Annotated in this window: 18 protein-coding genes; 1 reads left to right on the top strand and 17 read right to left on the bottom strand. The window is 69.2% G+C overall.

Annotated elements, in window-relative coordinates; genetic code table 11:
- Window position 1: 1 nt before the first annotated feature.
- The 15 genes from AB7E83_RS05645 to AB7E83_RS05575 all read right to left on the bottom strand — a co-directional run bounded on the left by AB7E83_RS05645 (window position 2) and on the right by AB7E83_RS05575 (window position 16,502).
- On the bottom strand, window positions 2–676 hold the full coding sequence (locus AB7E83_RS05645; RefSeq protein ID WP_428566312.1) for a TetR/AcrR family transcriptional regulator: 675 nt from the start codon (window positions 674–676) through the stop codon (window positions 2–4).
- A gap of 89 nt (window positions 677–765) precedes the next feature.
- Window positions 766–1,620 carry a fumarylacetoacetate hydrolase family protein gene (locus tag AB7E83_RS05640; RefSeq protein ID WP_428566309.1) on the bottom strand — a complete coding sequence of 285 codons (855 nt, stop codon included), beginning with the start codon at window positions 1,618–1,620 and terminating at the stop codon, window positions 766–768.
- A gap of 131 nt (window positions 1,621–1,751) precedes the next feature.
- Complete coding sequence (pdeM, locus tag AB7E83_RS05635) at window positions 1,752–2,438, bottom strand: ligase-associated DNA damage response endonuclease PdeM (RefSeq protein WP_428566306.1); 687 nt, start codon at window positions 2,436–2,438, stop codon at window positions 1,752–1,754.
- Window positions 2,438–3,103: a nucleoid occlusion factor SlmA gene (slmA, locus tag AB7E83_RS05630; protein ID WP_428566304.1), complete on the bottom strand. Its 666-nt coding sequence runs from the start codon at window positions 3,101–3,103 to the stop codon at window positions 2,438–2,440. Before slmA ends, pdeM begins: the two co-directional genes overlap by 1 nt.
- Window positions 3,104–3,211: 108 nt before the next feature.
- A complete protein-coding gene (locus tag AB7E83_RS05625) occupies window positions 3,212–4,585 on the bottom strand; it encodes an ATP-binding protein (RefSeq protein WP_428566693.1) in 1,374 nt (457 codons plus the stop codon).
- A gap of 71 nt (window positions 4,586–4,656) precedes the next feature.
- On the bottom strand, window positions 4,657–5,352 hold the full coding sequence (locus AB7E83_RS05620; protein WP_428566301.1) for a response regulator: 696 nt from the start codon (window positions 5,350–5,352) through the stop codon (window positions 4,657–4,659).
- Between the two features lie 67 nt (window positions 5,353–5,419).
- The gene (gene argB / locus AB7E83_RS05615) at window positions 5,420–6,313 is read right to left on the bottom strand and encodes an acetylglutamate kinase (RefSeq protein ID WP_428566691.1); all 894 of its coding nucleotides are present in this window, start codon (window positions 6,311–6,313) and stop codon (window positions 5,420–5,422) included.
- A gap of 1 nt (window position 6,314) precedes the next feature.
- Window positions 6,315–7,043 (bottom strand): glycosyltransferase, encoded by a 729-nt coding sequence (locus tag AB7E83_RS05610; protein ID WP_428566299.1) that lies wholly within the window; start codon window positions 7,041–7,043, stop codon window positions 6,315–6,317.
- 41 nt (window positions 7,044–7,084) lie between these two features.
- On the bottom strand, window positions 7,085–8,764 hold the full coding sequence (locus tag AB7E83_RS05605; protein ID WP_428566296.1) for a M10 family metallopeptidase: 1,680 nt from the start codon (window positions 8,762–8,764) through the stop codon (window positions 7,085–7,087).
- A gap of 35 nt (window positions 8,765–8,799) precedes the next feature.
- Complete coding sequence (locus AB7E83_RS05600) at window positions 8,800–9,645, bottom strand: SapC family protein (protein WP_428566294.1); 846 nt, start codon at window positions 9,643–9,645, stop codon at window positions 8,800–8,802.
- Entirely contained in the window at window positions 9,642–10,982 is a 1,341-nt protein-coding gene (locus AB7E83_RS05595) for a TolC family outer membrane protein (protein WP_428566291.1), read from the bottom strand. Before AB7E83_RS05595 ends, AB7E83_RS05600 begins: the two co-directional genes overlap by 4 nt.
- Window positions 10,979–12,346 (bottom strand): HlyD family type I secretion periplasmic adaptor subunit, encoded by a 1,368-nt coding sequence (locus tag AB7E83_RS05590; protein WP_428566290.1) that lies wholly within the window; start codon window positions 12,344–12,346, stop codon window positions 10,979–10,981. The genes AB7E83_RS05595 and AB7E83_RS05590 overlap by 4 nt, the downstream gene beginning before the upstream one ends.
- Window positions 12,347–12,380: 34 nt before the next feature.
- Entirely contained in the window at window positions 12,381–14,123 is a 1,743-nt protein-coding gene (locus AB7E83_RS05585) for a type I secretion system permease/ATPase (protein ID WP_428566287.1), read from the bottom strand.
- 7 nt (window positions 14,124–14,130) lie between these two features.
- Window positions 14,131–15,903, bottom strand: coding sequence for a type I secretion system permease/ATPase (locus AB7E83_RS05580; protein WP_428566284.1), 1,773 nt, complete (start codon window positions 15,901–15,903; stop codon window positions 14,131–14,133).
- A complete protein-coding gene (locus AB7E83_RS05575; RefSeq protein WP_428566282.1) occupies window positions 15,900–16,502 on the bottom strand; it encodes a hypothetical protein in 603 nt (200 codons plus the stop codon). Before AB7E83_RS05575 ends, AB7E83_RS05580 begins: the two co-directional genes overlap by 4 nt.
- 105 nt (window positions 16,503–16,607) lie before the next feature.
- Here AB7E83_RS05575 and AB7E83_RS05570 point away from each other — a divergent pair, with 105 nt between their 5' ends.
- Entirely contained in the window at window positions 16,608–17,114 is a 507-nt protein-coding gene (locus AB7E83_RS05570; RefSeq protein ID WP_428566279.1) for a tetratricopeptide repeat protein, read from the top strand.
- Window positions 17,115–17,124: 10 nt separating this feature from the next.
- Here AB7E83_RS05570 and AB7E83_RS05565 read toward each other — a convergent pair whose 3' ends face one another.
- Window positions 17,125–18,363 (bottom strand): glycosyltransferase family 4 protein, encoded by a 1,239-nt coding sequence (locus AB7E83_RS05565; protein ID WP_428566276.1) that lies wholly within the window; start codon window positions 18,361–18,363, stop codon window positions 17,125–17,127.
- Window positions 18,364–18,401: 38 nt separating this feature from the next.
- The gene (locus tag AB7E83_RS05560; RefSeq protein ID WP_428566273.1) at window positions 18,402–19,034 is read right to left on the bottom strand and encodes a class I SAM-dependent methyltransferase; all 633 of its coding nucleotides are present in this window, start codon (window positions 19,032–19,034) and stop codon (window positions 18,402–18,404) included.
- Window positions 19,035–19,037: the final 3 nt, after the last annotated feature.

Raw genomic sequence — 19,037 nt, 5'->3', positions numbered from 1 at the left:
ACTACTCCTTTTTCGATGACTTCGTTGTGCTCGACCGCGCGCCGTACTGGCGGAGGATGCGGTCGAAGCCGGCATTCGCGCGGGCGATGGAGCCGGGGTTCTGCAGGAATCGCGCTTCGTAATGCAGCGCGAGAATGAGGCCGTGGATCTCGAAGAGCATCTGCTCCTCGTCCACGTCGGGATTCAGGTGGCCCTCGTCCTTCGCGGACGCGATTGCACGCTTCATTGCGGCGTGCCAGACCTGCACCGAGCTCGCGAGCGCGTCGCGCACGGGTCCGGCGCGGTCGTCGAACTCGACGGCGCCGCTGATGTAGATGCAGCCGGAATCGATTTCGATGGAGGTGCGCTTCATCCAGTTGGCGAACAGCGCGCGCAGGCGCGGCAGGCCGCGCGGCTCCTTCAGCGCCGGGTAGAACACCTCGCTCTCGAAGCGCGCGTGATATTCGCGGATGACGGAGATCTGCAGCTCCTCGCGCGAGCCGAAGTGCGCGAAGACGCCCGACTTGCTCATCTGCGTCGCCTCCGCGAGCGCGCCGATGGACAGGCCCTCGAGCCCGATCTGCGTGGCGAGTCCGAGCGCCGCCTCGACGATGGACGCCTTGGTCTGCCGGCCTTTCTGCAAGGGCCGGCCGTCGCGCACGCGAGCCGCACTGCGAGGCACCTGGGTCAAGGACATGGATTCCTGAAGGATAAAACGAACGGTCGTTCTATTCTGCAGGAAATCCGGCCGCGCGTGGGGCGCGGCGGCGCTTTAGAGGCGCCGTTCTATGCGCTTGCCTTGTACGCGATGACTTCCTGCCGCTGCTCGCCGAGCCCGGTGATGCCCAGCGTCATCACGTCGCCCTTGCGCAGCCAGCGCGGCGTCTTCATGCCCAGCGCCACGCCGGGCGGCGTGCCGGTGGTGATGATGTCGCCGGGGTGAAGCGTCATGAAGTGGCTGACGTAGCTCACGATCTTCGCCGCGCTGAAGATCATGGTGCGCGTGTTGCCGGTCTGCATGCGCTGGCCGTTGAGGTCCAGCCACATGTCGAGGCGCTGCACGTTCCCGATCTCGTCCGGCGTGACGAGCCACGGCCCGACCGGTCCGAAGGTGTCGCAGCCCTTGCCCTTGTCCCACTGCGGTCCGCGCTCGAGCTGGTACTCGCGCTCGCTCACGTCGTTGACGATCGTGTAGCCCGCCACGTGCGCCAGCGCTTTCGTGCTCGGCACGTAGCTCGCCTTCGTGCCGATGACGATGCCGAGCTCGATCTCCCAGTCGCCCTTGACCGAACCGCGCGGCAGCATCACCGGGTCGTTCGGACCCTGGATGCAGCTCGTCGCCTTCATGAAGATGATGGGCTCCTTGGGGATGGGGGCGCCCGATTCGGCCGCATGGTCGGCGTAGTTCAGGCCGATCGCGACGAACTTGCCCACGCCCGCGACCGGACAGCCGAAGCGCGGCGTGCCCCGCACGAGCGGCAGCTTCGCGGGGTTCGCCTTGCGGATGCGCGCCATGCCGGCCGCGCCCAGCTGCGCGGGCCCGAGATCGGGCACGACCGACGAGAGGTCGCGCAGCTTGCCGTCGAGGTCGATGAGGCCGGGCTTTTCGCTGCCTGGTTTGCCGTAGCGGACGAGTTTCATGCCTTGGATTTCCTGTTCTCGGTCGGGTCGGAATGCGGGTCGTGACGAACGACCGCGCGCCGCCTTCATGATAAGGGGCTGTGCATGAATCCCCGTCGCCTGCGCTGGAAGTTCGCGACCCTGCCTTCGCGTCACGGAACAGGCAGGGCCGGGATCGCGCGGACTGTCCCGTCGGCAATGGGATAGATGCGGTCGCCCGCGCGCGGATCGATCCGATGCATGCCGGTGAAACTGCCGAAGGCCGGCAGGATGCCCACCGCCTGCCCCGGCATGGCGCCGCTGTCGTCGCCGAGCCAGAAGCACGGCAGCCGCAGGCGCTCGAACCTCCGGCCGCCGACGCTGATGCACGGATGCCAGTGGCCCGCGAGCACGTACATGCCACCCACCGGCTTCGGGTGATGGCACAGCGCGAACGGGCCGAGCGCGAGCGGCTCGTCCACCACGCGAACGCCCAGCGTCGCGGGCGGGTCGCCGGCGCGGTCGTCGTGATTGCCGCGGACCAGCGTGAGGTCGACGTCGACGTGCGCGTCGCGCCATGCATGCACGGCCGCCAGCGTGGGCGCCGCGTGCGAACGTGCCGAGTGCAGAAAGTCGCCGAGGAACACGACGCGCCGCGCGCCGGTGTCCGCGATCGCTCCGCTCAGCTTGCGCAGGGTCTCGCTGGTCGTTCCCTGCGGCACGGGCACCCCGAGCTTGCGAAAACTCACGGCCTTGCCGAAATGCGCATCGGCGATCAACAGGGTGCTGTCTTCGGAAAGAAAGGCGGCGCCGCTCGCATGCAGGACGACGTCGCGCCCTGCCAGGGCGATGCGAAGCACTAGATCATCCGCGCGAGGCTGGCGTCGAGGTGCTCGGAAGGGGGACGCTTGAACCCGGAACGCGCGAAGCGCTGCAGGCGGCCGACGATGAACGAAGTGAGCATCGAGGCGCGGACCTGCGCCTCGACCGTCGGCGTCGCGGAATCGGCCTCGCCCGCCGCGCGCAGGCACTGGCGCAGCGACGCCTCGATCTTGTCGAAGAACTGGTTCATGCGGTGCTGCAGGCGATCGTTCTCGAACACGAGCGCGTCGCCGACCATCACGCGGGTCATGCCCGGGTTCTTCTCGGCGAACTGGATCAGCATCCCCACGATGCGCGCGGCCTGCGCGTGGCCCTGCGCCTCGCGCTCGGAGATCTGGTTGACGAGCGTGAAGACGCTTTGCTCGATGAACTCGATCAGTCCCTCGAACATCTGCGCCTTGCTCGCGAAGTGCCGATACAGGGCTGCCTCGCTCACGTCCAGTTTCGCGGCGAGCGCGGCCGTGGTGATTCGCTCCGCGCCCGGCTGCTCCAGCATGGTCGCGAGCGCCTGGAGGATCTGCACCCGGCGCTCGCCCGGCTTCGGCCGCTTGCGTGCGGGTGCGGGTGCGGAGACGGTCGCGGCCGCGGCCGCGGGTTCGGAGCTCTGGACGGGATCGGGGTTGCGGATGTCGGCGTGCGTCATGGTGGGCAGGACCTGAAATTCATTCTCGCATACTGCCGAGCCGGGTTTCCCCGGGGGTGAGCCAGACACCTTTCATGCGCTGTCAAGGCTCTGCCGACGAGTGCGCGCTCACCCCGGGAACTTGGCACGGACCCGCAGACCCCGGCCTCCGTGTCCTTCGGACAGGAGCAGCTGGCCATGATGCACACGCGCGATCTCGTCCGCGATGGCGAGGCCGAGGCCCGTGCCCTCGCCGCCCGTGCCCTGCAGGCGGTAGAAGCGCTCGAGGATGCGGGACCTTTCGCCAGCGGGCACGCCCGGCCCGTCGTCCTCGACTTCGATGAAGGCGTCGCCATCGTGGCGTCCGCAGCGGATGGTGACCGTGCCGCCGGCCGGCGTATAGCGCACCGCATTGTCCGCGAGGTTCGCGAGCAGTTCGCGAAGGAGCCATTCGTGCCCCATCACGCGCGCGGGCTCGGCGTCGAGGCCGAGGTCGATCTGCTTCGCGCTGGCGGCGTCGAGGAAGGTCTCGAGCGTCGCCTCGCACAGCGTCTTCAGCTCGATGGGTTGCATCGGCTGGCCTTCCATGCTGCCGACGTCGGCGCGCGAGAGTGCGAGGAGCTGGTTGGCGAGCTGCGAGGTGCGCCGCGTCGCCGCGCGCAGCTTCTGCACCTGATCGACGGGCAGGGGCAGGAAGTCGTCCGCGCTGCGGGCTTGCGCCGCCTGGCCCCACGCCTCGACCTGCGCCTGCAGGCCCGCGAGCGGCGTGCGCAACTGGTGGGCCGCGTCCGCGACGAAGCGGCGATGCCCTTCCGCCTGCGCCTCGACGAGGGCGAACAGGCGGTTGAGCGACTGCACGAGCGGGCGCACCTCCACCGGCGTGCCCTGCACGTCGATCGGGCTCAGGTCGCGCGGCGAGCGCCGCTCCACCGCGCCGCGCAGCGTCATCAGGGGACGGAGCGCGAGCTGCACCGCCCAGCGCACGGCGAAGGCCGCCGCGGCGATGAGGATCAGGTTGGGCAGCAGCACCTTGATGAGAATCGCGCGCACCCACTGCTGGCGCGGATCCGAGCCGTCCGCGACCACGAAGATCAGCTCGCCCAGCACGGTCTGCTGGCGCTGGCTCACGATCCGCCATCGCGTGCCCCCGCGCTCCTCGCTGTGCAGTTCGGCCTCCCGCGTCGGCGGCACCTGCCCGGCGAGCCAGGATTCGCCGTGCATCACCTTGCCATCGGCATCCAGGATCGCGTAGGCCGAATAGCCGGGACGGTCCTTCATGAATTCCTCGACCGGCGGCGCGACGAGCAGCAGGACCGCATCGCCGCGCAGGCCCTCGCCGATCACGGAGTCGGCGAGCAGCGGCACGAGGCCGAGCAGGCGCAGATCCTGCTGGGCGGCGACGTTCTCGGTGGAGCGGTAGTTGCTCCACGCGCTCGCGAAAGCCAGCAGGATCAGCGGGGCGATCAGCATGACGAGCAGGCGCCGGCGCAGGCCGGTTGCGATGCCGAGATCGTCGCGCTTGCCGGGCGCCGCCGGGACGCCGGTGCCGCCGCGGGCGTCGGCCACGCTCGCCTTCACGCGGGGTCGCGCAGCTCGAGGCGGTAGCCGAAGCCGCGAATGGAGCGCAGCGCGACGCCGAAGGGCTCGAGCTTCCCGCGCAGCCGCGAGATGTAGACCTCGACCGCGTTGGGCGTGATCTCCTTGTCCCAGCCGGTGAGCGCCTGCAGCAGCTTTTCCTTGCTCGCGGGCTTCGGCGCGTTGATCAGCAGGTATTCCATCACCGTCCACTCGCGCGGCCCGAGCTCGATCGGCACCCGCTCGCCGTCGCGCCGGGCGCTCGCGCGGCGATTCGCCGTGTCGAGCTCGATCGGGCCGAAGGCGAGGACCGCGGAGGTCGCGGCCTGCGAGCGGCGCAGCAAAGCGCGCAGGCGCGCGAGGAGTTCGGGCAGCTCGTAGGGCTTGACCATGTAGTCGTCGGCGCCGAGGTCGAGGCCCTGCACGCGGTCCTGCAGCGCATCGCGCGCGGTCAGGATCAGGACCGGCATCGCATGGCTCGCCATGTCGGGGCGTCGCAGGCGGCGCGTGAGTTCGAGCCCGTCCATGAGCGGCAGGCCGATGTCGATGATGGCGGCGTCGAAGACTTCGGTGCGCAGCACTTCCTCGGCGCGTTCGCCGCTGCCCACCCAGTCCACCGCGTAACCGGCGTTGGCCAGCCCCAGCTTGATGCCGCTGGCCACCATCACGTCGTCTTCCACGAGGAGCAGGCGCATGGGGGAGATTGTGCCTCGCCGTGCCCCCGCCTCGACCCTCTCCCGGGGGAAGAGGGAGAAAAACCGCTCAGTGCGAGCGGATCATCGTCCCGTAGGCCTGGTCCGTGAGGATCTCGAGCAGCATCGCGTGCGGAACGCGGCCGTCGATGATGTGGACCGCGTTCACGCCGGCCTTGGCGGCGTCGAGCGCGCCGCTGATCTTGGGCAGCATGCCGCCGGAGATCGTGCCGTCGGCGAAGAGCTCGTCGATCTCGCGCGCGGTGAGGTCGGTGAGCAGCTTGCCGCTCTTGTCGAGCACGCCGGGCGTGTTGGTGAGCAGCACGAGCTTCTCGGCCGACAGCACGGTGGCGAGCTTGCTCGCCACGACGTCCGCGTTGATGTTGTAGCTCTCGTTCTGCTCGCCGAAGCCGATGGGGCTGATGACGGGAATGAAGCGGTCGTCCTGCAGGGCGATCACGACCGACGGATCGATCTGCACGATGTCGCCCACCTGGCCGACGTCGTATTCCTTCGTCGGGTCCTTGGCGTCGAGCATCTTGAGCTTGCGCGCGCGGATCAGGCCGCCGTCGCGGCCAGTCAGGCCCACGGCCTTGCCGCCGGCCTGATGGATCAGGCCCACGATGTCCTGCTGGACTTCGCCGGCCAGGACCCATTCGACGACTTCCATGGTTTCGGCGTCGGTGACGCGCATGCCCTGGATGAACTCGCCCTTCTTGCCCAGTCGATTGAGCGCCTGCTCGATCTGCGGGCCGCCGCCGTGGACCACCACGGGATTGATGCCCACGAGCTTCAGCAGCACCACATCTTCGGCGAAGTCGGCCTGCAGCTCGGGGTCGGTCATGGCGTTGCCGCCGTACTTGATGACCATGGTCTTGCCATGGAAGCGGCGGATGTACGGCAATGCCTGGGCGAGGATCTCGGCCTTCTCGCGCGGCGCGATGCGCGAGACGTCGGTCGCGATGTCAGCCACGTTGGGTCTCCGGGGTGGCGCCGAGCAGGCGCAGGTAGTCGGAAAGAACAGGCTGGCGCCACAGGCGCAGCAGGCTGTTGACGTGCCACACGAAGCGCTGCGGCAGCCGCCGGCTGCTGCGGGCCGCGTCATGCACGACCGGCGGACCCGCCTTCGCGAGGTGGCCGCCGGCCAGTTGCAGGCGCAGGCAGAAGTCGGCGTCCTCGCAGTACATGTAATACCCCTCGTCGAAGCCGCCCATGCGGCGGAAGAGATCCGACGGCAGCAGCCAGAAGGCGGCGCTGACCCAGTCGACCCGCGTCTCCTGGCGGCGCAGCGCATGGCGCCGCCAGAGCGACGACGGCGTCGGCACCTCGCGCTCGCTGTCCTGGCGGGAGCCGTCGGTGTTCATGAGCGGCGGGTACACGCACGAATCGGGGTTCTGCGCCGACGCTTCGAGCAGCGCGTCCCACACGCCGGGGCCCATCAGCTCGATGTCGGGGTTGAGCACGCAGAAGTGGCTGCTGCGGCAGTGCCGGAACGCCTGGTTGTGGTTGGCGCCGAAGCCCATGCGGCGGGGGTTGTGGATCTCGGTCACCGCGAAGGCGCACTTCTGCCGCGCCATCGACATGCCGTCTTCCGGCACGTTGTGGGTGATGATGACCTCGCTGATGACGCCATCGTCCCAGCGGGCGAGCTGCGAAAGCAGTTGCTCGATCATGTCACGCTGGGCGTGACTCACTATCGATATCGTGATGCTGCGCGAATGATCCACGTTTCTATTCAAACACCGGTCCACGCCGGCTCTGCGATGCCTGCCAGCGCCACCGGCCCCAGGTTGTTGTAGTCGATTGTCAGCCGGCCCGCCAGCGTCGCCGCCGCCTGGCCGTACACGGCATCGCCCTCGAGGTTCGCCAGGAGGTTGACGAGATTCAGGACGACCTGGCCGCGGGCAACACTGTACACCGTAAAGATAATGTCGACCGCGTCCCGCAATGCGGTATAGCTTTCCCCCGGCACCGCGCCCCCGAGCGTGTTGGCCTCGATGCCCAGGCGCAGCAGCACGTCCGCGGCGAGCTGCGCGCTGGGCACCTCTGTAAATCCGCGCCCCACGGCGAGTGCGAAGGCCGACGCGCCCTCGGTGGCGACCGTCGTGGCCGAAGCCTGGTACTGGCTGCTGCCGGGGGCGAAACCGTAGAAGGCCTCGCTGATGCCCAGCACGATGCGGGCCGTGCCCTGCACGGGCGCCGCGATCGCGAGGGCGCTCGCGCCGCGGGCGCCATCCGAGAACTGGAACTGCTCGACGCCCGAGACCACGTCGATGCCGTCGCGCGCAGCCAGCCGGTCGGCCACCGTGTAGCGACCGGTCGCCGAATTGAAGAGCACCACGTAGTCGGCCGCGGCTCCGCCGTAGAGGGCTATGTCCACGCCCGCGCCGCCTTCGATCCGGTCGTTGGCCGCGGCGCCCTGCAGAGTGTCGGTGCCTGCGCCGCCATCGAGCTTGTTGGCCACGCCATTGCCCGTGACGCGGTCGTTGCCCGCGCCGCCCGTCGCGTTCTCGATGGTTGCCGCATCCGCGATCCAGATGTTCGACACCTGCGTGGTCCGCGCGCCGACGGCGTTGAGCACGAAGACCGCATTGCCCATGGTGGAGCCGGCCCCGGAGCGCAGGTCGATGACGCAGTTGTCGGCCCCGCTGTAGCTGAAGGCGTCGATGCCGCCGCCGTCCCACACCGTCTGGTGGTAGTCGGCGCCCTGGGCGAAGACGTAGGCCGAATCGCCCGCGTTGTACGAAGCGTTCGCGCCGTAGAGCTGCTGCATCGCCAGGATGTCCAGCCGCATCGGCGTGGTCGGGCGGTACGTGAAGTCGCTGTCGATGTCGCCCGAGGCGGCGCTGTACGACATGACGGTGTTGCTCAGGTTGTCCAGCGCGGCGCCGAGGACGGCCGCGTTGCCGGGCACGCCGCTGAACGGATGCTTCAGGCCCAGCGCGTGGCCGGTTTCGTGGACCATCGTGAGATAGTTGTACGTGCCTTCGGCGAAGCTGCGGGACCGCTCTGTATAGCTGAACCACACGTCGCCCCCGGAGGCCTGCCCGGGCGAGTAAGCGTGCGCCTGCGCGTCCCCGATGTCGGAGAAGCCGAAGCGGATGTCGCCGCAGGTGTTGCCGCTGTCCGGCAGCAACTGGAAGGTGATCTGGGCGACGTTCGCCCATTTCGCGAGCGCCGAGGTCGCCGCCGCCTGTGCCTGCGAGCCGAACACGCCGAAGCGAAAGCTCCAGGGTTCGGCCGAGGGCGAGCCATACCCGATCGTCGGGTCGGTCGAAAAGCTGCTGGTCGACGTGAGGAAACTGTACGAGACGGCGCCACTGGCCCAGCGCGTGCCGTAAAGAAGCGCGTTGACGGTGGGGTCAGCGCCCAGGGCCTGCTCGATCGAGCCGAGCCCGCTGGAGGGTGTCGCCATGGAACTGCGGAGGCTGGGGCCCTCGCGGGCGGATTTCAGGAGAACCGCAGGGTATCACCGCCTTGCAGGAACGACAGGTCCAGATCGCCACCGGACGTGACGGGCATCACGGGCGGATTGCGGGAGGCGAAACGGGCTCGGCCGAGCTCGCCCAGAAGGGCGATGTGCTGCGTCGACAGCAGATGCGCATAGATGGCGGTCAGCGCTCCGGTTTCACGGAGTTTCAAAAATTCATCGGAGCTCAACGCGGCGAGTTTCTCCTCGTCCACGCGCAGCAGCCCCTCGGTGCGGCGCTCGCCGTTGTCCGTCTTCACCTGGATCGCCCAGGGCACGAGCACGCCCGAGGCATGGATGGCGTCGCAGGCGCGGGCCATGGCCTGGCGGGCATTCTCGAGCTGGGAGAGGAAATCGAAAACCTGTCCGACCACCCCGGCGAGCTTGCCTTCGGCATCGAAGAACGGCTCGCCCGCGCCCCCCACCTGCACGCGGCCCGCCGCCTCGTCGACGCACAGCACCCGCCGGCCATCGGGCGCCGGCAGCAGCAGGAAAGGGCGGGAGCGCAGCATCGCGGGCACGTAGCCGCCGATCCAGCGCCCGTCCGCGCCGACAAAGAGATTGACGCCCGGCTCGAGACCGAGCACGGCGACGCTCGCCACCGTGCCGGGCTGCTGCACGAATGCGATCGGCAGCGTGACCGCGGCCCGCGCGAGCTCCATGCCGACCAGCGGCACGATGACCTGGGGCGCGGCCCAGTCGTAGGAAACGTAGCGGTGCCAGCGGCGCTCGGTGTGGCGTGCGGGGGTGACGGGATGAAGGGTGGACGTCTGCGCGGTCTCGGCGTTCTGCGCGCCGCGCGGATCCTGGGAGTCGGGGTTGCTCAAGGTTTCAGCCATGCGTTGATTTCGTCGAGGACGGCCGATCGCTCGCCGCCCGCCAGCGCGTTCAGGCGAACGCGCGATACGAGGTAGACATAGCGCGCCTGGGCCAGGTCGCGCTGCGCGGTCGCGAACTGCTGCTCGGCATTGAGCACGTCGACCAGCGTCCGCGCGCCCGCGCGGAACGACATGCGGCTCGACTTCACCAGCTGCTCGGCCGAGCGCACGGCCTGCTCGAGCGCGCGCACCTTCGCCACGCCCTCGGTCACGCCGCGGAACTCGCGGTGGATGCGCACGCCGAGGTCGCGGCGCGTGGCTTCCAGCGCCTCGCCGATGCGCAGCCAGTCGGCGTTCGCCTGGCGGATCTGCGACTGCACGTAGCCGCCGGAATAGATCGGGATGTTGACCTGCAGGCCCACCGACTTGTTGTCGAACTGCGAGTCGATGCGCGTGGGGTTGTCGCTGTCGCTGCGCGAGATCTGCACGATGCCGTCGACAGTGGGATAGTGGCCCGCGCGCGCCTTGTCGATCTCGAAGCGCGCCGCTTCCCGCTGCGCCGTCAGCGCCCGGATCTCGGGGCTGTTCGCTTCCGCCCGCGCGGTCCACTCGTCCAGCCGGTCGGGTTGCGGCGCAACGAGCTTCATCGCCGCCGTATCGAGGCGGGCGAGTTCGCCCAGCGGCTGCTCCACGAGCACCTGCAGCTCGCGCCGGGCGAGGTCGAGCGCCTGGCGCAGTTCGAGCTCCTGCGCGAGCGCGAGATCGAGCCTCGCCTGCGCCTCATCGATGTCCGTGCGCGTCCCCGCCCCGCCCGCCAGCCGCTGTTGCGCAGCGGCGAGCTGAGTGCGGTAAGCGGCCTTCTGCGCGTCGACCAGCTGCAGCTGGTCGGCGGCCAGGAGCGCTTCGAGGTAGGCGCCGCCGACTTTCGCGACGAGGTTCTGGTGCTCGCGCTCGAGGTTCGCGTTCGCCTCGTCGACGATCGCGTGCGCCTGCCGGTAATCGGCCCACAGCGCCATGCGGAAGATCGGCTGGCGCAGCTGCACCGTATCGCTGGCGCTCGTGTAGCGCTCACTGTCCTCGAGCACGCGCCCCAGCGCCGGCTGACGGCTGTGAAGCCAGTTGAGGTTGCGCGAGACGCTGGCCGATATGTTGGGCAGCAGCTGGGCGCGCGACTGCGGCAGGCGCTCGCGCCGAGCATCGGCGGCCGCGCGAGCGGCGCGGATGTTCGCGTCGTTGGCGAGCGCGGCGCGCCATGCCTCGGACAGGTCGATCGCATGCGCCGGAACGAACGCGCAGGCGAGCGCGGCTGCGGGAAGAAGAGTACGCAGGGGATGCGGCAAGCTCATTCCTCCTTCATGGACGCGGCGACGCGCTTCGTCAGCGGGTTCAGCAGGTACGTGAGCAGCGAGCGCTCTCCCGTGGTGAACACCACCTCGACCGGCATGCCCGGCTGCATGCGGCGCGCGCCGAGCTTCTTCACGCCCTCGGGCGTGACCGACGCGCGCGCGAGGTAGTAGGACTGGTTGGTGGCCGGGTCCGTGAGGAGGTCGCGCGAGATCGAAGACACCTTGCCCTCGACCACGAGCTGCGGCGAATGCGCGAACGCCGAGAAACGCACGTCGACCGGCTGGCCTTCGTGGACGCGGTCGATCATGTGCGGCGCCACGCGCGCCTCGAGCACGAGCGGCTCGTCCTCGGGAACGATGTCCATCAGCTTCTGGCCCGGTTGCAGCACGCCGCCGACGGTCTGGATCGCGAGCCCGACGACCTGGCCGCTCGCCGGCGACTTGATGTCGATGCGCTCGAGATCCTGCTGGAGCGCGCGGAACTTGCCCTCTTCCGCGATCACGTCGCGGTTGACATCGGTGAGCTGCGTCTCGAGCTCCTTGCGGTATTCCTGCTGGCGCTGGATGCTGCGCTGCTTCAGCTCGCCGATGGAGCGCTGCGAGCGCGTGATGTTGCCCAGCAGCTCGGCCATCGACGAATTCATGTCGGCCACGCTGCGCTCGAGCTCGAGCTGGCGGTTGCGCGGCGCATAGCCATCCTTCACGAGCGATCGCGTGTTGCCCAGCTCCTCGTTGACCAGCGCGAGCTGCGCCTTGCGGCTGACCAGCATGCTCTGCAAGGCCTGGATCTGCGCCTCCTGGCCCTGGATGCTTTCCTGGATGCCCTGCAGATCGGCCCTGAGCGACGCGCGGCGCGACTGGAACAGCTGTTCCTGCGTCAGGATCTGCTGGCGGATGAGCGGATCGGACGCGGCCTCCGAGAGTTCGGGATGGAACTTGATGGCGCCCGCTCCCGCCTGCTCGGCGACGAGCCGGGCATGGATCGCGCGCAGGCCCAGGTAGCGCTGGCGCGTGGCCTCGTAGTTGGCCTTCGCCACCGCGGGGTCGAGGCGCACGAGCAGCTGGCCTTCCTTCACGCGGTCGCCCTCGCGCACGAACACCTCCTTCACGATGCCGCCGGAGATGTGCTGCACCGGCTTGCGCTTGGTGTCGACGGAGACCATGCCCTGGCTCGGCACGCCTTCGTCGAGCGGCGCGAAGGCGGCCCAGACGAGGAAGCCGCCGAAGAAGAGGACCAGCGCGCCAATGCCGATGCGGCTGGCCCGGTTGCGCTCGCGCGTGAAGTGCTCGTCGCGTTCGTTGCGCGCTTCCGTGCCCGCCGCGAGGCCGGCATTCAGGGGGTTGGCTTGTTCGTTCGATGCCATGGGCGGTTCGTCCGGTGGGAATTGGGGGCCGCGCTCACGCGGGATTCGGAAGGGTGGCGCCGTCGCCGGCCGCCGATGCGGGGGCGGGCGGCGCGGCGGGCGAACGAAGCGCGGCGAGCACTTCGTCGCGCGGGCCGTCGGCCATGACCATGCCATTGCGCAGGAGGATGACGCGGTCGGCGGTGGCCAGGGCCGAGGGACGGTGCGTGATCAGCACGACGGTCCGCCCGCGGGTCTTGAGCTCCTGCACCGCCTTGGCGAGCGCGGTTTCCCCGGCGTCGTCGAGGTTTGCGTTCGGCTCGTCGAGCACCACGAGCGCCGGGTTGCCGTAGATCGCGCGTGCCAGGCCGATGCGCTGGCGCTGGCCGCCCGAGAGCAGGTTGCCCGCCTCGCCGATCGGCGTGTCGTAGCCCTTGGGAAAGCGCAGGATCATCTCGTGCAGGCCCGCCGAGCGCGCGGCTTCGATCACGCGGTCGGAGTCGAGGTCGGTGAAGCGGGCGATGTTGTCGGCGATGGAGCCCTCGAACAGCTCGACGTCCTGCGGCAGGTAGCCCAGGTGCGGGCCGAGCTCGACGCGGTTCCAGCCGGCCAGCGGCAGTCCGTCGAGCAGGACTTCGCCATGCACCTCGGGCCAGATGCCCACCATCACCCTCGCGAGCGTCGACTTCCCCGAGCCCGACGGCCCGACGATCGCGACGGTCTGCCCCGCGGGAATTTCGAAGCTCACGTTCTTGAGGATCGGCTCGGCGCGGTTGGCCGCGGTGGCGACGGCGTCGCGCAGCGTCACCCGGCCCTCGGGCGCGACACGCCGCAGCGCGGGGTCCTGCTCGGGGTACTGCTCGAGCAGCTTCTCGAGCCGAAGGTAGGCGCCCCGCGCGCTCAGGAAGCTGCGCCAGGTGCCCACGAGCATGTCGATGGGCGCGAGCGCGCGCGTCATGAGCACGTTGGCCGCGATCATGCCGCCGGCCGAGAGCTGCCCGTCGATCACGAGCAGCGCGCCGGCGCCGAGCGAGAGCGACTGCTGGGTATAGCGCAGGAACTTGCTGACGGCCGTGATGCGGTGCGTGAGGCCCTGCGCAGAGCCGTGGCGGTCGAGCGCCTCGGCGTGCTGGCCGCGCCAGCGCTTCGCGAGGTTCGGGATCATGCCCATCGACTCGAGCACTTCGGCATTGCGCAGCTTGCTCTGGAGGTAGGCGGTGGCATCGGCCTGGGCGCGCTGCGCCTCCTCGGCCGGCCGCAGGCTGCGGCTGTGGCCATACCAGGCCACGCCCATCTGGACGATCGCGAAGCCGACCGCGAGCCAGCCGAGCAGCGGATGCATGATGAAGGTCACCGCGATGTAGATCGGGGCCCAGGGCGCGTCGAACATCGCGAAGATGCCCGCGCCGGTGATGAACTGGCGGATCTCGATGAGCTCCTGGAACGCCCGCGACGGATTGCGCGTGAGCTGACCGAGATAGGACTCGAAGCTCGCGTTGAAGACGCGCGTGCCCAGCCGCTCGTCGAGGCGCATGCCCGCGCCCACCAGCACTTGCGAGCGCAAGCGCTCGGAGAAAGCCATCACGCCGAACAGGAAGAGCGTGATGAGCGAGACGGCGACCAGCGTGAACTCGCTGTAGCTCACGAGCACGCGGTCGTAGACCTGCAGCATGTAGAGCGTGGGCGCGAGCATGAGCACGTTGGCCACGGCGGACAGCAGGCCGACGATGACGAACTCGCGGCGGAAGCTCCAGAGCGTGGCGCCGAGTTCGCTGCGATTGAAGAAGTTGGAGCGCATGCGGGCCTCAGGCGACGACGAGGGTGGAACCGGACGACGCGGGCCGGGCCGGGCCGGCCTGCGGACCCTGGCCCTGGGCCTGCGCGGCGGCGCGCGCGAGGCCGGCGAGCACTTCATCGCGCGGCCCGAAGGCATGCTGCGCGCCATCGCGCAGCACGAGCATCTTGTCCGCGACCTGGAGCACGCTGGTGCGATGCGTCATGACCACGAAGGTCGTGCCGCGCTTCTTCATTTCCATGATCGCCGAGGCGAGCGCGGCGTCGCCGGCATCGTCGAGCGACGAGTTCGGCTCGTCGAGCACCACGTAGACCGGATCGCCGTAGAGAGCGCGCGCGAGGCCGACCCGCTGGCGCTGGCCGCCGGAGAGGATCGCGCCCTCGCGGCCGACCGCGCTGTCGTACCCGTCGGGAAGCGTAAGGATGTACTCGTGCAGGCCGACCAGGCGCGCCGCCGCCTCGACCTTCGCCGCGTCGACGGCGCCGAAGCGCGCGATGTTCTCGGCGATGGTGCCGTCGAACAGCTCGATGCCCTGCGGCAGATAGCCGACGTACGGGCCGAGCTCGGCCTTGTCCCAGTGGAAGACGTCGACGCCGTCGAGGCGCACCTTGCCGGCGGCCGCGGGCCAGATGCCCACCAGCAGCCGCGCGAGCGTGGTCTTGCCGGACGCCGAGGGACCGACGACGACGAGCACTTCGCCCGGCGCGATCTGGAGCTGGATGCCGCGCAGGATCGGGGTCTGCGAGCCGGGCGCGCCCGCGATGAGGCTTTCGACCTGCAGCGCGCCGCGCGGCTGGGGCAGCGCCATGGTCGGAGGCCGGGCCGGCAGCGCCTGCAGGAGCTGGTCAACACGCCGCCACGACTCGCGCGCATTCACCACCAGCCGCCACTGCGCCACCAGCTGCACGAGGGGTTGCAGGACGCGGCCGCCCAGGATCGAGGCCACGATCATCATCCCCGCGCCACCGTGCATCTCGTTGCGCAGCAGCAACCAGGCGCCCAGCCCGAGCAGCAGCGACGCCATGGTGGTCGAGACGAACTTGCCCATCGCCTGGTAGGCGCCCGCGCGGTCGGAGGCCACTGCCTGCAGGTTGAGCATGGTGCGCTGCTTCAGCATCCAGCGCTTGTGGATGTCGCGCAGCATGCCCATCGACTCGATCACCTGTGCATTGCGCAGCGAACCGTCGGCGTATTGCTGCGCCTCGATGGCAACGCGGTTGGCCATCGCGAGCGGGGGCTGCGTGCCGCGGTCGTTCAGCCAGCCGATGAAGGTCTGCACCAGCGCGCCGACGACGGCGGCCCAGCCCAGGATCGGGCTGATGAGGAACATGAGCGCGAGGAACACGATCGAGACCGGCGCTTCCATCGTGGCCATCAGCGCAGGCGAGGTGAGGAACTCGCGCAGCGTGCGGAAATCGGCCAGCGGCTGCGTGCTGCCGCCGGGCACGCGGCGCAGGTTGGCCTCGAAGCTCGCATTGAAGATGCGCTCGGACAGGCGGCGGTCGATGGCGACGCCGGCCGCATGCATCAGCTCGCTGCGCGCCCACTCGAGCACTTCCATCAGCATGAAGGCGGCGACCACGACCACCGTGAGCATGGTGAGCGTGAGGTGGTTGCGGCTGTTGACCACGCGGTCGTAGACCTCGAGCATGTAGCCGCTCGGCGCGAGCACGAGCAGGCTGGCCAGCACGCTGAACCAGAGGGCGCGAATGAAGATGGGGCGCTGCTCGGCGAAGGCCGCGCGCAGTTCGCTTTCGGCGGAGCCGGGTCGTGCGGGCGTCATGCGGCGGCCTCCACCATCACGTAGTCGGGAATGCGGCCGTCGTTGGCGGCCGCGAAGGCGGAAGGCGCGCCTTCCTCCTCGGAGAACATGAAGCAAAGCTCGAAGCGATCTTCCGCCGCGCGCGACAGGACGATCTCGCGCAGCTTGCGTTCGCCGAACAGGGCTTCCGATTCCGGCCCGAGCGCGAGCTGGAAATGGATGCGCCCGTCGAGGGTGTACATCGACAGCTTGCCGTCCTTCACGCTCAGCGTGTGACGGTCGAAGTACACGGGACAGGTGTCCGCGAAATTGAGCAGCGGCAGTCGCCCCGGGGCAAGCCGCGCCAGGTTGAAGGGACTCTCGGGATGCTGGAAGACCTGGCGGCTCGTGCGCGAGACGGAGTAGATCGCATTGCACGCCATCTGCGAGCCGAGGTGCGGAAACCGTTCGCGCAGAGTCTTGTAGGCGAGGTGATGGAGGGTCACCCGATTCCAGCAGCGCGTCTGCCGCACCACGGGCGCGAGCGCGTTGCAGGCCTCGGCGAACGCCGCCTGCAGCGCGAGGAGGCGCGCGGACTGCTCCGGCGTGGTGTCGAGGGGAATCCGCAGGAAGGAGTTCATATAGGAGGCGGATTGTAGGGCTTCCTATATGAATTGCCGTCAGCTCGACAACAGCGTTCCGGATAATCGGCGGTCCATCAGTGAACTTCTCACGATCGCGATCGAATGTCCACGACCAATCCTTCCTTCGAAGATGCCCTGCGCCAGGCGATCGACCACCACCGGGCTCGCCGCTTCCACGAGGCCGAGGTCCTCTACCGCGCGATCCTCCGCGAACATCCGGCCAACCCGGATGCCAATCACAACCTCGGCTTGCTGGCCGTCGAGGCCGGCCGACATGCGCAGGCCCTCCCGTTCTTCCGCGCTGCGGCCGAATCGCATCCCTCGTTTCCGCAGTTTCGCGTTTCCCTCGCGACGGCACTGCTGGACACGGGCGACCGCGCCGGGGCGCTGCAGGCGCTCGACGATGCGGCGGCGCAGGGCGTGAAGGCAGAGGCGCTCGACGTACTTCGCCAACGACTCGGCCAAGTGGGCGCGGTCGACCGCCTGATGGCTTCGCTGCAGGCGATGGTGGCCTCGGGCCAGCTGGTCGAACCGGGGACGATCGGCAATCGGGCACAGCGGCGCGCCGCGGCTCGCCAGAAGCCGGCAGGCAGGCGCCGCAGGTCTTGAGCCACCGGGCTCAGGCGCCATTGGCGGCTGCGAGCCCTTCCACCCACGCCACCTGCCTCGGCAGGCAAAAACTCGCGAGGTCGTAGTTCGCACGGATGTGGGTGCGCGCGTTGCGGCCCAGCCGCTCGCGTGCCGCTTCGTCGCCGAGCAGCGACGCGATTTCGCGCGCCAGCGCATCGCCATCGAAGAACGGCACGAGTCGGCCCGTGTGGTCGTGGCGGATGACTTCCCGCACCGGCGCGGTATCGCTCCCGACGATGGCGCAGCCGATGCTCATCGCCTCGAGCAGGCTCCAGCTCAGCACGAAGGGGTAGGTCAGGTACACGTGGACCGCCGATAGCTGAAGCAGCGCGACGAACTGGCCGTACGGCAGGGTGCCGAGAAAGGAGATTCGTTCCAATTCGCCGGGCGAGATCCGCGGCCGGATTTCCGACAGGAAGATGTCGCGCCACGTCGCTCCCTCGGGCGGCGCCTTGCCGTAGCCGGTGCCGGCGCCGCCGACGATGAGTACGCGCGCGCGCGGCCGCTCGCGCAGCAGGCGGGGCAATGCGCGCATGAAGACGTGGTAGCCGCGCTGCGGCTCGAGGTTGCGGTTGACGAAGGTGACGACTTCGTCGCCGCGCGTCAGCGGGACGCCGCCCACGGCGAGCGACACCGCGGGATTCGGCGCGAGGCCCTGCGTGTCGATGCCGTCGTGGACGACGGCGATGCGATCGCGAAACGGCTGCGGGAAAGTGTCGGCCTGCCACTGCGTGGGCGCGACCCCCGCATCGGCCACCTCGAAATGCAGCAGGTTGTTGATGTTCTTGAGCCTCATGCGTGCGGCGGTCTCGTCGCCCGAGGAGAATTCCGGGTCGAATCCGATGTCGCCGCCCTGCTCGCGATAGAAATACTCGCAGTACATGCCCAGGCGCGCCTCGGGCCACGCATCCTTCAGGAACAGGCTCTCGCCCCAGCCCGGGTGCGCGACGACGACATCGGGGACGTAGCCCTGCGCACGCATCGCGCGTGCGGCCTTCAGCGCGGCCTCGCCGCGAATCGTCTTCGTCTCGAAGTCCACCAGCCACGGGTGGATGGCCGGTGTGCTGCCGCGACTCGCGCCGTACGCGACCTGCTTCACGCCCTGCCAGAGCGGCACGGCATCGGCGCGCATGGTCATCGCCGTGACGTCGTGGCCGCGCGCGGCGAGCGCAGGGGCGAGGTGCCTGAACTGCCCGGGAAAATTCTGGTGGACGAAGAGGATGCGCACGCGCCAGCTCTCGGCTCTCAGCTCTCGGCTCTCGGCTCTCAGGCGGGGAAGTGCTCCGCGGCAAGCGCCCGGATCTCGTCCTCGTTCCGCACGCGCTTCGAAGCGAGCGCCCAGAGGTCGAAGGCCTGCGGCCGCGCAAGCGTTGCCACGGTCACGAAGCCCGCGACCTGCAGCGTCGCGTCGAGCACGCGGCGCGTGAAGCCGCAGCGGTGCGCCATGTAGAGGTTGCCCGCCGCGAGGGCGGGACGGTGGCCGTAGAGGATGTCGATGGGCGCAATGGGTCCCATCGACGACACGTAGGCCGGCTCCGTGAGCTTGTCCTGCGCGACGAGCGCGCAGACGGCGGCGAGGTCCGGACACGTGATCACGGCGAAGCCGTCGTCGTCGAGCACGCGCAGGAATTCGGCGAGTGCCAGCGGCACTTCGTGCGGATACAGGTGCTCGATGTTGTGGCTGGAGAAGATCGCCTGCACGCTTCCCGTGGACACGGAGGACATGTCGGTCATCGTGCCGACGACGTCGGGCAGCACGTCGGCATCGATGTCGAGGCGAAGTTCGCGCCACTGTGGCGTGTTGAAGCCGCGCGTGGTGTATTGCTTGTTCTGCCGGCCGCTGCCCACGTGCAGGAAGGTCGGCATGGGGGCTTCCGTGGCACGGATGGGGGTCGACATGCG

The organism is Ramlibacter sp. (genome assembly GCF_050250995.1).
Taxonomy (GTDB): domain Bacteria; phylum Pseudomonadota; class Gammaproteobacteria; order Burkholderiales; family Burkholderiaceae_C; genus Ramlibacter.
This window is presented reverse-complemented; position numbering and strand designations above follow the sequence as displayed.